General features: G+C 62.2%; 12 protein-coding genes and 2 pseudogenes. 5 read left to right on the forward strand and 9 right to left on the reverse strand.

The annotated features are described in order from the left end of the window. Positions 1–39: 39 nt before the first annotated feature. Both WT16_RS23830 and WT16_RS23835 read left to right on the forward strand, forming a co-directional pair. The gene (locus WT16_RS23830; RefSeq protein WP_063534372.1) at positions 40–957 is read left to right on the forward strand and encodes a LysR substrate-binding domain-containing protein; all 918 of its coding nucleotides are present in this window, start codon (positions 40–42) and stop codon (positions 955–957) included. Positions 958–1,008: 51 nt separating this feature from the next. Continuing rightward, the gene (locus WT16_RS23835) at positions 1,009–1,686 is read left to right on the forward strand and encodes an isoprenylcysteine carboxylmethyltransferase family protein (protein ID WP_063532625.1); all 678 of its coding nucleotides are present in this window, start codon (positions 1,009–1,011) and stop codon (positions 1,684–1,686) included. Positions 1,687–1,999: 313 nt separating this feature from the next. Here WT16_RS23835 and WT16_RS23840 read toward each other — a convergent pair whose 3' ends face one another. From WT16_RS23840 to WT16_RS23855, 4 genes are all read right to left on the reverse strand, one after another. Next, on the reverse strand, positions 2,000–2,464 hold the full coding sequence (locus WT16_RS23840) for a hypothetical protein (protein ID WP_006028373.1): 465 nt from the start codon (positions 2,462–2,464) through the stop codon (positions 2,000–2,002). 79 nt (positions 2,465–2,543) lie between these two features. Beyond that, positions 2,544–3,782, reverse strand: coding sequence for a patatin-like phospholipase family protein (locus WT16_RS23845; protein WP_015604053.1), 1,239 nt, complete (start codon positions 3,780–3,782; stop codon positions 2,544–2,546). Further along, positions 3,779–4,564: a 3-hydroxybutyrate dehydrogenase gene (locus WT16_RS23850; RefSeq protein WP_006028375.1), complete on the reverse strand. Its 786-nt coding sequence runs from the start codon at positions 4,562–4,564 to the stop codon at positions 3,779–3,781. Before WT16_RS23850 ends, WT16_RS23845 begins: the two co-directional genes overlap by 4 nt. 46 nt (positions 4,565–4,610) lie before the next feature. Then, positions 4,611–5,351 carry an acetoacetate decarboxylase gene (locus WT16_RS23855; RefSeq protein ID WP_015603353.1) on the reverse strand — a complete coding sequence of 247 codons (741 nt, stop codon included), beginning with the start codon at positions 5,349–5,351 and terminating at the stop codon, positions 4,611–4,613. Positions 5,352–5,819: 468 nt separating this feature from the next. On the opposite strand from WT16_RS23855, the gene WT16_RS23860 reads away from it, so the two are divergent. Continuing rightward, a complete protein-coding gene (locus WT16_RS23860; RefSeq protein WP_009914058.1) occupies positions 5,820–6,416 on the forward strand; it encodes a phosphatase PAP2 family protein in 597 nt (198 codons plus the stop codon). A 32-nt stretch (positions 6,417–6,448) separates the two neighbouring features. Here the strand turns inward: WT16_RS23860 and WT16_RS23865 are convergent, their stop codons facing one another. The 4 genes and pseudogenes from WT16_RS23865 to WT16_RS35155 form a co-directional block, all read right to left on the reverse strand. Further along, entirely contained in the window at positions 6,449–6,685 is a 237-nt protein-coding gene (locus tag WT16_RS23865) for a hypothetical protein (RefSeq protein WP_006028379.1), read from the reverse strand. Between the two features lie 493 nt (positions 6,686–7,178). Further along, complete coding sequence (locus WT16_RS23870) at positions 7,179–8,006, reverse strand: siderophore-interacting protein (protein WP_015603441.1); 828 nt, start codon at positions 8,004–8,006, stop codon at positions 7,179–7,181. Positions 8,007–8,048: 42 nt separating this feature from the next. Next, complete coding sequence (locus tag WT16_RS23875) at positions 8,049–8,765, reverse strand: PadR family transcriptional regulator (protein WP_015604046.1); 717 nt, start codon at positions 8,763–8,765, stop codon at positions 8,049–8,051. A gap of 113 nt (positions 8,766–8,878) precedes the next feature. Continuing rightward, positions 8,879–9,415, reverse strand: a pseudogene (locus tag WT16_RS35155) (transposase); the annotation flags it as partial. Between the two features lie 713 nt (positions 9,416–10,128). Here WT16_RS35155 and WT16_RS23880 point away from each other — a divergent pair. Next, a complete protein-coding gene (locus WT16_RS23880; RefSeq protein WP_075645150.1) occupies positions 10,129–10,986 on the forward strand; it encodes a cupin domain-containing protein in 858 nt (285 codons plus the stop codon). Beyond that, a complete protein-coding gene (locus tag WT16_RS32600) occupies positions 10,976–12,202 on the forward strand; it encodes an MFS transporter (RefSeq protein ID WP_082874982.1) in 1,227 nt (408 codons plus the stop codon). The genes WT16_RS23880 and WT16_RS32600 overlap by 11 nt, the downstream gene beginning before the upstream one ends. Positions 12,203–12,317: 115 nt before the next feature. Here WT16_RS32600 and WT16_RS23890 read toward each other — a convergent pair. After that, a pseudogene (locus WT16_RS23890) lies at positions 12,318–13,608 on the reverse strand (IS4 family transposase). Positions 13,609–13,691 lie beyond the last annotated feature (83 nt).

A 13,691-nucleotide genomic window follows, 5' to 3' on the forward strand; every position in this document is an offset into this window, starting at 1 on the left:
TTAAAATCGGCCATTCGGTTAATCGACTTTCCACGCATCGTGAACAATTCCCCGAACCTCGATGACCTGCGCGTGTTCAGCGTCGTCGTGCGGCTCGCGAGCTTCAGCGCGGCCGCCGAGCAGCTCGCGGTGTCGCCCGCGTACGTCAGCAAGCGCGTCGCGCTGCTCGAAAAGCAACTCGGCACGCGGCTCCTGCATCGCTCGACGCGCCGCGTCGCGGTGACGGAAGCGGGCGAGCGCGTCTATGCATGGACCGAGAAGATCCTCGACGACGTCGACCATCTCGTCGAAGACGTGTCGACCACTCGCAGCGTGCCGCGCGGCACGCTGCGGATTTCGAGCAGCTTCGGCTTCGGCCGGCACGTGCTCGCGCCCGCGCTGCTCGACTTCAACGAACGCTATCCGCAACTGAACGTGCGGCTCGATCTGTTCGACCGGCTCGTCGATGTGGCGGGCGAAGGCTTCGACCTCGACATCCGGATCGGCGACGAAATTGCCGATCACCTGATCGCGAAGCGGCTCGCGACGAACTACCGGGTGCTGTGCGCGTCGCCCGGCTATCTCGCGCGACACGGCACGCCGCGCCAGCTCGCGGATCTCGCCGCGCATCAGTGCCTCGCGATCAAGGAGCGCGATCATCCGTTCGGCGTATGGCGGCTCACGGTGCGCGGCGAGACGTCGACAGTGAAGGTTGGCGGCGCGCTGTCGACGAATCACGGCGAGGTCGCCGTGCAGTGGGCGCTCGCCGGGCGCGGGATCGTGCTGCGCTCGATCTGGGAGGCGGGGCCGCTGCTTGCGAGCGGCAAGCTCAAGCGCGTGCTGCCGGACGCGCTCCAGCCGGCGAACATGTGGGCCGTGTATCCGGCGCGGCTCGCGGCGTCGGCGAAGGTGCGCGTGTGCGTCGATTTTCTCGCGGACGCGTTCGCGCACCTGAACGAGCGCGCGAACGGCGGATAATCGTTTGGTGAGTGTATCTGCAACTAACTGCCCATCCCGGAGGAACCCGCAATGGACTCGTTGTCGAAGCGCGTGCTCGGCGCGCAGGCGCGTTTCGTCGCGGCGCTCGCCGTGCTGATCTTCGCGTCGGCGGGCTCGCTGCGTTACTGGCAGGGCTGGATCTACTGGCTCGTGTTCTCCGGCGCGACGACCTGGCTCGCGCTCCATTTCCTCAAGCACGATCCGGCGCTCGTCGAGAGCCGGATGCGCGTCGGCGTGCGAGCGGAGCGCGAGCTCAGCCAGAAGATCATCGTCGGCGTCGTGAGCGTGGCGAGCGTCGGGCTCGTCGTCGCGATGGGCGCCGAATGGCGCGTCGCGCACACGCCGGTCGACTGGCGCTCGGTCGCACTCGGCAATGCACTCGTGATCGCGGGCTTCGCGATCTGCTTTGCGGTGCTGCGCGCGAATCGCTTCGCGTCGAGCACCGTCGAGGTGACGCGCGATCAGACAGTGATCTCGTCCGGCCCGTATCGTCTCGTCCGCCACCCGATGTATTCCGGCGCAATGGTGATATTTTTCGGGAGCCCGATCGCCGCTCAATCGACATGGGCCTGGCCGTTCGCCGCGGTGCTCGCTGCAGGCGTCGTCGTGCGGCTCGTCGACGAGGAACGCTATCTGAGCGCGCATCTCGACGGCTATCGCGCGTACTGCGAGCGCGTGCGCTGGCGGCTCGTGCCGCGCGTCTGGTGATGCCGCCAAGCCCGCCGACGGCGCTTGCTCTACCTCGAAGGGCGCGTGACGATCTGACGAACGACGGCGGCGCGGCCGCGCATGCTGCCGCCGTCCGGTCCGGCGGCTTGAAGAAACAACCGTCGACGCTCGCTCCGCGAACGCGCCGGCCGCCCGCGTCGACACGTTTTCCACCCAAAGGTGAGATTTTTCGGGAGCTGCCGCGAAGGTGTCCGAAACCCGTCCGGACCCCGCCGGCGGCTCGCCGATCGTCCATGAAACCGGGCGCGCGGCCGGATCGAGCCTGCGGCGATACAGGCGGCATTCGCCGCACTCACAGGCGCTGTCGCTTCGCGAGCGTCAGCACGCGCTCCCAGCGCAGCGCGTCGCGCTTGCCGTCCATCGGCAGCGTCCACTCGGCGCGGCGCTCGTCGCGCACGGCGACGACGAGATACCAGCGGCCATCGAGCGCCTGCGCGCGGCAGCCGCTCAGATCCGTGAGCGTGTAGCGGCCGTCGGCGCCGTCCTGCGACAGCCACAGCAGCCCCTTCGTCGCCGAGACGCGCAGGTCGCCCCATGCGCGTTGCAGCACGTGCGTCCAGCCGTCTTCGCGCGCGTTCGGCGCGATGTCGCGCCGCCGCCGGACCCAGCGCGCGATCACCGCCGCGGTCGCGCCGGCCGCGACGGCGGCGGCGCCGATCGCAACGGCGTCGCCGAAGCGCGCGGCGATCGCGTGAAACGTATGGACTGCGCCCCAGATCAATGCGACGAACGCGAACAGAACGACGAATATCGGCATGGCGAAGCGGGAAATGGCAAAACGGGAAATGTCGAAACGAAACGCACGGCCGGCGCGCGCCGGCCGCGAGCGGCGAGCTTTACCGAATCCGGTGAATGTCGTGCGTGACGAAGCCTGCGTCGTTGTCCGGCAGCGCGAGGCCGTTCTTCACCGCGAGCGTCTTGCGGATGTCCGCGAGGCCCGCGGTCCAGTGATCGCGCATCGTCGACGCGCCGAACTGATAGTCCTTGTAGTGCTGCTCGTAAGCCTTCTGCTGATAGATCAGATGCTGGACGTTGTAGCGCTTGCTGCACGACAGCGTCTCGGCCTGCTGGCACCACGGATCGCTCTCGCGGATCGCTTCGGGCACCTGATCGAGCACGCGGCGCAGCACGTTGCGAAAGCGCTGCTCGCGCTGCAGCGTATCGGTAACGAAGCGCGTGCGGCTCGAATACTGAACGTCCTTCGTGCGCTCCGTCACTTCGTTCATCGATTCGGGCAACGGCCCGCGCGCGCTCCACAGGTCGACCTGGAACGCGAGCGTGTCGCGGCGCGGCGACGCGCGCAGCACCTCCATCAGCGGCGTGTTCGACACGATGCCGCCGTCCCAGTAGAACTCGCCGTCGATCTCGACGGGCGGAAACGCCGGCGGCAGCGCGCCCGACGCCATGAAGTGCTCGGGACGCAGCGTCGTCTTCGTGTTGTCGAAGTAGATGAAGTTGCCCGTGCCGACGTTCACCGCGCCGACCGACACGCGCGTCTCGCCCGAATTGATCCGCTCGAAGTCGCACAGCTTGAGCAGCGTCGCGCGCAGCGCGGACGTGTCGTAATAGCTGACCTTCTCCGGCGGATGCGCCGAGCCCGGCAGCGGCGGCGGGAAGCGCGGCACGAAGAAGCCGCGCTGTCCCTGCACGACCGCGCTCGCCGCCTGGCTCGCGGTGAAGAACGTGCGCACGTATTCGTGGCTGTTGAAGAGCGCGGCCTCGAACATCGCCGGCAGCGCGGGAAAGAACGCGGGCTGGCAGATCGTGTTCCAGAACTCGCGCAGCCGCTCGACGCGCCGCTCGGGCGGATTGCCGGCGATCAGCGCGGTGTTCAGCGCGCCGATCGAGATGCCGGCGATCCAGTCGAGCGGAATGCCCGCTTCGTGCAGCCCCTCGAACACGCCCGCCTGATATGCGCCGAGCGCGCCGCCGCCTTGCAGCACGAGCGCGATCGTTTCGTACGGCAGATCGTGGAACGGCGTGGGCGCATGCTCGAGCGCGTGCGGCGCGCCTGCTTCGTTGTGCAGGTCCGCCGGATCGACCGCCTGCTTCTCGGTGCGGGCGCGCGGCTTCATTGCATGAACCAGCCGTGGCTGACGACGAACGACTGGCCGGTCAGCGCCGCGCTCGGGAACGCCGACAGGAACAGCACCGTCTTCGCGACGTCCTCGACCGTCGTGAACACGCCGTCCACCGTCTGGCCGAGCATCACCTTCTTCACCACGTCCTCTTCGCTGATCCCCAGCTCCTTCGCCTGCTCCGGAATCTGCTTGTCGACGAGCGGCGTGCGCACGAAGCCCGGACACACGACATGCGAGCGCACGTTGTGCTTCGCGCCTTCCTTCGCCAGCACGCGCGCGAGGCCCAGCAGCCCGTGCTTGGCCGTCACGTACGCCGACTTCAGCGGCGACGCCTCGTGCGAGTGCACCGAGCCCATGTAGATCACCACGCCGCCGCGATCGTCCTTGTACATGTGCTTGAGCGCGGCCTTCGTCGTCAGGAACGCGCCGTCGACGTGGATCGCCTGCATCTTCTTCCAGTCGGCGAACGCGTAGTTCTCGATCGGATTGACGATCTGGATGCCCGCGTTCGACACGAGGATGTCGACCGAGCCGAACGTCTCGGCCACCTTGTCGATGCCGGCGTTGACCGCGTCCTCGTTGGTCACGTCCATCGCGACGCCGATCGCCTGGCCGCCCGCCTGCCTGATCTGCCCGGCCACCGCGTTCGCGCCGTCCTGATTCAGGTCGGCGATCGCCACCGCCGCGCCCGCGCGCGCGAGCTCCAGCGCGATTTCCTTGCCGATGCCGCTTGCTGCGCCCGTCACGACGGCGGTCTTGCCATTCAGATTGCTCATGATCGAATTCCTGTCGAGAAAGTGATAGGGAACGAAGAGGCTCGCGTTACTGCGCGAGGTAATCGTAGACGACTTCGCCGAGGCCGAGTGTCAAATCGGCGAGCAGGTGCCGCGCTTCGACGATCTCGAGCACCGGCAGATCGGCGACGGGCGCGAGCGCATGCGGCGCGAGTTGCAGCGACGCGGGGCCCGTCCACGCGCCTTTCATGCTGATGTCCTGCAGGTAGTAACGCACGAGCTCGCACACGCGCGCCGAGCCGTCGACGTGCGGAATGATCTTCAGCAGGAAGTTCGCGCCGCCGAGGCGCTTCGCCTGCTCTTCGAGATCGAGCTCCCGGTGCTTGTAGCCCATCGTGCCCGTCGCGACGCGCACGGGGCCGTAGTCGAGCGTGCCGAGCAACGTGTCGATGTGCGTTTCCAGCGTCGGCTGCGCGAGTTTCTTCGGGAATCCCCACAATTCGCGGCCGCCCGCGATCGGCGGGTGATCGTTCAGATACATCGCGAGCGTATAGCCGCCCGGCTGGCCCTTGTATTCGACGGGGATCACCTGCCCGCTCTCGGTGTAATCGCCGAAGCCCGTCGAATCGGGCATGCGGATGAATTCGTAATGGACGAGCGGCTCCTTGACCTCGAGCGGTTCCGGCACGATTTCGCGCAGGCGGTCCATGTCGGTGCGATACGTGATGATCAGGAATTCCCGATTGACGAAACGATAAGGGCCCATCGGGAATGCCGGGCTCGTGAGCGGCATCGCGAATGCTTTCGATCGGACTTGGCTTGGCTTCATGCGGACTCCTTGTTGATCGCTTCGTGGTCAGGGTGCCGATATCGTATGCTTCCAGGAATCGATTGTGCGATGCCGCAACTGGAAAAGATTATTGCGGAATTCGCGGCAACGAAATGACAAATATTGACAATGTTGCCGAGGCGGTAACGAACGCGCATCGGCGGGTAATGGGAGACAAATCGCTGCCGCGCCGAGTCGCAAAGGTGAGGCTTTTCGGGAGCTTCGGTGAGTATTTGCGGGACCCGTGAAACGAGGGTGAACGCAGGCCGAAAACCGGATGCGGTGACATGCGGCGCGCGCAATTGAACTTTTGGGGCGTGACTGTTCTCGAAGCGTCGCGTTGTTGAAATTGTCGATTTCCCTCTCGATCTCGCGGCGCTTCGGGTTAAGCCTGTCTTAAGCGTGCGCGTCCTAGCATCGTGCGGACCGGTGACCCGGCATCGTTCGATTCGCTACCGTTTCAGTCCCATGCAAAACTTCAATCTCGCCGTCTTTTCCGCGCTCAATGCGGGTCCCTCCCCGCATCTCGCCGCCGCACGCTTTGGCGTGTTCGCCGCCGATTGGCTTGTCTACGCGGTGCCCGCGCTGCTGTTGCTGACCTGGGTGATGGGCGCGCGCCCGACGCGCCGCCAGGCGATCGAAGCGGGCGTCGGCGCGTGCATCGCGCTCGCGCTCGCGCAGGTGATCGGCCATTTCTGGTATTCGCCGCGGCCGTTCGTGCTCGGCGTCGGCGCGCAACTGATTCCGCACGCGCCGGACGGCTCGTTTCCGAGCGATCACACGACGTTCGTCTGCAGCGTCGCGGTGGGCCTGCTGATCGCGCGCGCGACGCGCCCGGCGGGCGTCGCGCTCGCCGTCATCGCGGCGGCGATCGGGTGGGGGCGCGTGTACGTGGGCGTGCACTGGCCGCTCGACATCGTGGGCGGCGCGCTCGTCGGCACCGCCGGCGCGCTCGCCGCGCATCTGTACGGCCGCCCGGTGACGGCGCTGCTCGACCGGATCGGCGAATCGGTGCATGCGATCGCGTTCACGCGATTGCACGAGCGGCCGATCCGCATCGACTGACGGCGATCGACGGGAATCGGCGGGAATCCGAATTAACCGGGCGTTCTCGTCTGCGCGGCGTCGTTCGTCGAGCCCGGCTCGGCGTCCGCGCCGCCGTGCAATTCGACGTTCCCGTTCTGCAACTGGCGCGCGGCTTCGCGATCGAGCGCGCTGTCCTTCAGGATCGCGCACATCGCGACGAACAGCGCGAGCGCGATTGCGCCGAGCCCGCAATAGCCGACGATTCTGAGCGTTCTCGGGATGCCTGCGTGAGTGTGGCGGCGAGTCATGGTCGCGTTCCGGGTGGCGACGCGCGAAGTCGCGCGGTCTCGTTCTCGTTCGACGCGGAAAAAGTACGACGCGCGTCGCTGCGTTTTCGATATCCGGTCACGGCGGCGCGGGCCCCGTTGTCCCGTGAATGACGCCGATGCGTGCCGCGACGGCTTCGCCGAACCGGCCGCGTGCCGTCGACACAGGTATAGGACACGGGCGTTGCGGATGCAACTCCGTTCGTGTGGAGACGCGCGCGAGGCGGCTCGTGCGATGCAGGCGGATCGACGGAATGTGAACGCGTGCGCGTCGACGGATGCTGCTGCGGCGTTTATCTACGGGAAAACGGCGGAAAAACGAATGAAACGGCTTCGTCGATGCGCAGCGTGGCATCGAAGACGCGCAACGTGATTTGCCGTTCGCCACCCGCCGTTCGCCGGCGCAACGCTCATGCGCCCTGCCGCCCGCCGATGCGAGCCGAACGCGCGCCGCGCGCTCGGCTCGCTTGCCGCATCAGTCTTCGAGCGATTCGTGCACCGCGACCGCGCCGTGCTTCCAGTAAGCGGACGCGCGAATCCGCGATTTCGCGACGCCGCGCTCGCGGCACAGATGCTCGCGCACGCCGCGCATCGCGGCTGCTTCGCCTGCGGCCCACACGTAGCCGTCGCCCGCCGGCAGCGGCAGTTCGCGCAGCGCGTCGACGAGCTGGCTCGCGCCGCGCTCGCCGTTCGCCGCATCGCCGCGATGACGCCAGACGACATACAGATTCGCGTCGGTTTCGAACTCGATCTGCGCCGACGGATCGGCCACCTCGAGCACGGCCGCGACGCGCGTGCCGGCCGGCAATTCCTCGAGCCGTCGCGCGACGGCGGGCAGCGCGGTGTCGTCGCCGATCAACAGATGCCAGTCGAAATCCTTCGGGATCACGAACGAACCGCGCGGCCCGCCGATGCCGAGCGTCTGTCCGACGCGCGCCCGCGCGGCCCACTGCGACGCCGGCCCCGGATGGCGCAGCACGAAATCGAGATCGAGCTCGCGCGCGGCGCGATCGTAGCGGCGCGGCGTGAAATCGCGGGCGATTGGCCGCGGCTTGTCTTCGGGAAACACGATGCCGTCCGGGCCGAATTCGGGGCGTGCGGGCGCGTCTTCGCCGGGCGGCGGGAAGAAGACTTTCACGTGATCGTCGAACGACGCCGATTCGAAATCGTCGAGCTCGTTTCCCGTCAGCGTCACGCGCTTCAGGTGGGGTGTCACGTCGACGACGCGCTTGACCTGCAGCAGGCGGAATTTCAGCGTATGGCGCACGCGTACGACCGCGCGCTCGGTAGTCGGTTGGGTCATCATATCGATCGGTTCTCCTTGATAAACCGGACGCGGCGGGATTCAGCCCTCCGTGCGGCCTTCGATGTCGGCGACGGCGCGCCGCAGAATGGCCGCGATGCGGCGTTGCTCGTCGGCGCTGGCGCCGCTCTTGCGAAAAAGCGCCTGCTTGAGAGCCATCCGCGCTTCGACGAATTCCGGCAGCCAGCCGCGCGTGTCGTCGTCGGGCGCGGCAGGCGCTTCGCCGGCGAACGCGCGACGCATGAAATCCATCTTGCGACCGAGATGCGCAAGCTTCGCGAACAGCATCTCGACGCGCTCGCGCTGCGCGTCGAGATGCGCGCGGCCCGCGTCGGCGAGCGCGTAGCGCTTGCGGTTGCCTTCGGCCTGCACCGTTACGTAGCCGAGCTCCTCCAGATAGGTGAGCGCCGGGTACACCATGCCGGGGCTCGGCGCGTAGAAGCCGCTCGAGCGCGTGTCGAGCGCCTTGATCAGCTCGTAGCCGTGGCTCGGCTGCTCGGCGAGCAGCGCGAGCAGCAGCAACTGCAGGTCGTCAGCGCTGAATTGGCGGCCACGCGGCATCGCGTCGTCTCCGCCGAAGCCGCCGAAACCGCCGAAACCCCCGGGGCCGCCGCCGAAGCCGCCGAATGGGCCGAAACCGTGCCGGCCGCCGCCGCGGCGATGGCCGCCGAATATATGGCGGAACATCTCGAGTGGGCTGGGGTGAACCGAGTCGTGCATGCCGCATTCGCGGCGGGAAAACCGATGAGCGTGGTGCATTGTCGCCTCCTGGGTGACTTTGGATGTATCGAAAGATATATATCGAAAGATATAAAGTCAATGGGATTTAAAAGGGGCGGATGAGAGGGGCGCAGTTGATTGTCGACGTATCCGAGGACTCGCCGATACTTGTCATGATCGTAGCCGCGATCCGCATAGACGCATTTGGGCCGGCTCAGCGGTCGGCCACGGACGCTTGATCGGCATGATCGCTTCGATCAAGGGAATCAGTTGCGTGACGTGATTGTGTGGCTAGGGTCCGTCAGGAGGATTGCCGCGACTGGTGCACCGTTGGCGTCGGTGGGGTTCGGGCCGGTTCTTCGCCCGCTCCAACCGCACGAATCGACGAGGAGCCGGAGACCACGCGCGAGAAGTCGATCTGCCTTGCTGCGTGTAGTTTGATCAGTCATCAGTTGCAATGCGTGCAAGGCGTCCCGCACGCCAGCCGCCGCAAGCTGCTCACACCCGAGCCAGATCCATTTCCGCAGGAAGATCGCGCCGGCGAATACCCGTCTTCGGCACGAGCAGGATGCTCGTGAGCGCGGCTTGCGATCTCGATACCTGAAGCGACGGGGCTTGGTCGGCGGTAGAAGCGGCTCGATTAGTTTCCACAATCCGTTGTCGACGATTGACTTGCCCGTCTTCCTGATCCCGTTGTCAGCGCTTGGTTGACAGTGGAAGTCATATCTGAAAATTGAGCTTGCCCTGTTCGCCCGCTGATAATGACAATTTTGCGTAACTTGAAATTATTAATTGAACTGAGCCCGTTCATGAAGCGGAACAGATTCAATCGCGATCAATAATAGTTCTCAAGCTGTAAATCTCTTCAGGTAAATATGCAATAACAGATTTATTGAGGTTGGGGTAGCATTTTGTGATTGGAGTGACGAAGAACAAAGGCTAAATAATTCATTTTCCTTGCTGTGCCCATACGAAATCTCATAGAGCAAAATTTCTAACTCCGAAATTTTGAAAATAATGCTGATCGTGCTAATTTGAATGGGCTGCCATCATTCGATGATGGCTCATTGGTTTCTTGATTTATCAAAGGAGCGGAAATGACTCTCAATGCTGAAGACATCAATTTGAATAAACAATACGTCAAGCTCCGGGAGGTGAGCAAATCTTATCTGTAATGGAGAGTGAGGAATTTTGATGATTACTTGAATTCTCACGAGGGAAATTTGCATGAATTCGTGCAGGGTGCGAAAGACGGATCACTGATAGATATTCCTGTGTTCAATGAACATAATGGTGGAGGGGGCAAAAGCAGTTAATCGCAAATAAATTCCACAAGGGCGCAACGTTCAAGCTCAGCGAGCTTGAATGGAGAATTCCGCTGTTTGGTTCCCTGCGCAGAAGTATGGAGGAAACATTCGGTGGTGAAACTGTCGCGAAAATATTCCTTACCCCGCCAAACACCAGTGGATTCTCGCCGCATTTTGATTCGGAGTCTGTCTTTGCTGTTCAGCTTTCCGGCACTAAGATATGGTCGATCTATCCAAGAATCACGACCAACCCGCGTGCCTCAATGGCACGGAAGCTCACTGCGGAGGAGATTTCACAGCCTGCCGAGCAGTTCGTTCTGGAGCCCGGTGATGTGCTGTATTTGCCAGCCGGGACGCCTCATCGAACGCAATGTGACGGCGCCATGTCGCTACACGTAAGTATTGGATTGACGCCGTGGACCGCAACGGATGTGATCAAATACATCGTCGACAGTTTGTCGCTCAAGGAACCGGCCCTGACTGCGCCGCTGTTCCAGTCCGAACCCTACTGCGAGATCCTGCTCAACGAGGCCATCGAACGTGCCGCGACGGAACTGAAAAAAGTATCGGCCGGCAAAGCTTGGGCTCATTACATTCGCTCGGAAAATTCAGTTCGCCCACGTGTCAATGATCAGGCGTTTACCAATTACAGTTTCGCGCAGGACATTTCCGCGACATCGCTCGTTCGACGTAATCCGTGCAAGCTGGTTGAAATCGTCGAGGGTGAGAATGGAATAAGACTGTATTTATCTGATTCGACGAGTGCCGCCCTTAATTTGCAGAAGCAACCATCTTACTTGGAACTTCCTGGATTCGTTAAGCAGGATCTGGAAGAACTCATATCGCTCGACGCCGCCTGTGACATCGCGCAGGTTCCTGGCGCCCTCGACACGAAGTCGAAAATTATTCTCGTCAAAGAGCTCTTGAAACACGGAGTGCTAAGTGCAGAATAAATCTTTTCTTCCAGTTTTACTGGGTGACGTATTTGCTAATTTCGGATCATGGGTTGATTTTCTAGCGATTCTCACGCTGACGGCTTATCAGTTTCAGGGGTCGACGTACGATATGGCTGCACTCAGTGCGGCGATGTTGGTTCCCGGAATAGTGCTTGCAAAGAGAATCGGCAGGATGTGCGATGCTTACAGTCCAAGGACGGTTCTCATCGTCAGCCTTATTGCGAGGATCGTGGCTACATTCATTATTATTTTCACGCGAAACTATTGGGCCTTCCTGGTGATTGTTCTGTTGCGGTCCTTCGCAAGCTCATTTGTTGTGCCTGCCGTCAATTCTCTCGTAAAACGCGTATCGACAGAGGATATTCTAAAGAGGCGATTTTCACTGTTGAACGTGACGAACAATTTTGCAAAAATTTTTGCGCCCATTGTCGGCACGGTAGCCAGTCAGATTTTAGGGGAAAGATCTGTTCTATTCGGTTCCATTGCACTAAGTTTAATTGGGGCGGCTTTCTTTGCATTGGCAGTCAATCCTTCCATCACAAACCAATCGATTGACTCAGGAAAATCATTGGAAAAGTTGACGTCCGCGTCGCCCATCGAATTACCGATTAATGCGATGTTGCCTTTGCTAATCTGCGTCGCGTTATATTCTGCGCTAGGCCAGATCGTCAACAATCAGATGCCCCTCATTCTGAAATCGTTGGGATACGGCAAGGACATGCTGGGTCTGTTGGTTTCATCAGCAGGAGCGGGGGGGATCGTGGGTGGAATGTTGCTGGCCAGCAAGAAAGCTGCCTTGGGCTCGGGCGCGAGCGTTCAGCGCGTCGTTGTCCCCGGCATCGCGTCGGCAATGACCTTCATGATTATCGGTGTCGCGATACAGCACCCAGCACCGTTGAGTACCTATATTCTGTCTTTCGCATTCTTCACGACCGGCTTCTGCGGGTCCAATTTTGCGATTGCATCCAATATCTATCTCAGCCATCACTTTGGATTTGCAATCGGGCAGGCGAGCTCGATCCGGCAAGCCGTACAGTCGTTCATCAACCTGGTGGTGCCATTTGCTGGTGCATATCTTCTGAATCATCTAAAAATACATCAGGTATTTATATATGATGGCGCGATTATATCTGTGGTGTTTTTGGTAATTGCGGCTTATGTCAAAATGGCTCGCCAAAAATCTTCATATATTGCGTCGGAGGCAGGCCAATGAAAGATGCGAGCGATCGCCGTTCTAGCCCGCCAGTAATTTCCCGTTATTTTGGCGTTGATGCGCTGAAGATTCTGACTCTGCCGCAGAACGACTCGCGGAGGGCAACTCCATTCCATTACACACAAGTCCGGTGCTCAACCTCGCACATATATCTGATGCCGGCAACGAAGTCCACGATTCGCTGCATGCCTAGCCAGATGGTTTTGACGCCAGGCTCGCCATCGCCTTTGTGCGCGAGGAAGCCGCCGAGCCGTACCACTTCATTCAGTTGCGGTGGTTTATCGGGCGGGGTCTTCTTGTTGAGGATGAAGGCGGCCTTCCATTCATCGGGCTCAAACAGCAGTCCGGCATCAAGGTCCGGGCAAGTGCGGCCTAAGCGCATGAGACGAGCAATGCGCCACGCCACCACCATGAACACCGCCAGTGCCCGCTCGATGCGCTCGATCGCGCTCAGTTGCAGCGCCTCGACTCGGCAACCCTTCTTCAACTCATGAAAGAAGGTTTTCACCTCCCAGCGGGCGCGATACCAATCGATCAGCCGCGCAGCCTCGGCCAGATCCGGGCACGTCGCAATTGCTCAGCAAGCGCCATTCGATCGGCGTCACGCCGCTCGGCGTGTCTATCTCGCGCGCGACCAGGCAACTGATCGACACCACACCGCCCTGGGCATCGGGCAGATCGACCCGTCGACTCCATATTTGCTGATGAACTTCCCGCGCCTTCTGTCGCTGGCGACCAGGCAACGTGAAACGAATTTCACCGAGCGGCTAAGCTTGCGTGGCGTGATCCCAGAGTTTTTGATCCTCGGGCAACACGCAATTGTGCTGGGCGAATCAGCCAGTCCGCCGGACAGCCGAGATCGTGCGCTCGGCGCATCAGCGCGATGATGTCCGACTCCCGGTCCGCAACGTACACCAACCGCGTGCCGGGCAGATCCGCCGCCTGCTCCGCCACGCGTTCGTATCCTTCAATCCAGCGTGTGCTTTCCCTCTCGCCGCCACGCACACCACCGGCGCCCTTGCGCTCACGCGCCCACATCCAGGCATTCAACACGCCCAACGGTTCACGCTGCGGCGTGACCGCGTAGGTCGCGTGAACGTACATGCCGCGCTGGGCTTCATACGACAATGGCCCCAGTCCGGCGATGTCCTGCCCGTCGAAGTTCAACTCCGTCGTATCATCCAGGCACAGCACCACGTCGCATGCCCGCATCCGCTCAGCCGAGCACTGCCAATGTGGTTCCATCACGCCGATCCAGTCCAGCTTGTCCTGCGCGAAAAACCGATAAGCCGCAGCCGTCTCGGCCCAGCCGCCACACGCCTGCGGAAGGCTCGCCATCGGATTCCCCGACAGCTTTCGGCCAGCAGGATCGCCTGCCGGTTCAGCCGCTTGTCGCCCAGATCGATACCCTTGAATTCCATTGCCGCCCAGCTCCCCGTTGCTTCTGCCATTCGTGCATCGCGCAAAAAGCAAGAGTAAACGGCAAGCC

The organism is Burkholderia sp. MSMB1589WGS, assembly GCF_001636105.1.
Lineage (GTDB): Bacteria > Pseudomonadota > Gammaproteobacteria > Burkholderiales > Burkholderiaceae > Burkholderia > Burkholderia humptydooensis.

Excerpts from the sequence above, each read along its gene's own strand:
- WT16_RS23855 (WP_015603353.1), bottom strand. The coding sequence starts at position 5,351 with ATGAAGCCAAGCCAAGTCCGATCGAAAGCATTCGCGATGCCGCTCACG.
- WT16_RS23840 (WP_006028373.1), bottom strand. The coding sequence starts at position 2,464 with ATGCCGATATTCGTCGTTCTGTTCGCGTTCGTCGCATTGATCTGGGGC.
- WT16_RS23880 (WP_075645150.1), top strand. The coding sequence starts at position 10,129 with ATGGAGGAAACATTCGGTGGTGAAACTGTCGCGAAAATATTCCTTACC.
- WT16_RS23870 (WP_015603441.1), bottom strand. The coding sequence starts at position 8,006 with ATGACCCAACCGACTACCGAGCGCGCGGTCGTACGCGTGCGCCATACG.
- WT16_RS23875 (WP_015604046.1), bottom strand. The coding sequence starts at position 8,765 with ATGCACCACGCTCATCGGTTTTCCCGCCGCGAATGCGGCATGCACGAC.
- WT16_RS23865 (WP_006028379.1), bottom strand. The coding sequence starts at position 6,685 with ATGACTCGCCGCCACACTCACGCAGGCATCCCGAGAACGCTCAGAATC.
- WT16_RS23845 (WP_015604053.1), bottom strand. The coding sequence starts at position 3,782 with ATGAAGCCGCGCGCCCGCACCGAGAAGCAGGCGGTCGATCCGGCGGAC.
- WT16_RS23850 (WP_006028375.1), bottom strand. The coding sequence starts at position 4,564 with ATGAGCAATCTGAATGGCAAGACCGCCGTCGTGACGGGCGCAGCAAGC.
- WT16_RS23835 (WP_063532625.1), top strand. The coding sequence starts at position 1,009 with ATGGACTCGTTGTCGAAGCGCGTGCTCGGCGCGCAGGCGCGTTTCGTC.
- WT16_RS23860 (WP_009914058.1), top strand. The coding sequence starts at position 5,820 with ATGCAAAACTTCAATCTCGCCGTCTTTTCCGCGCTCAATGCGGGTCCC.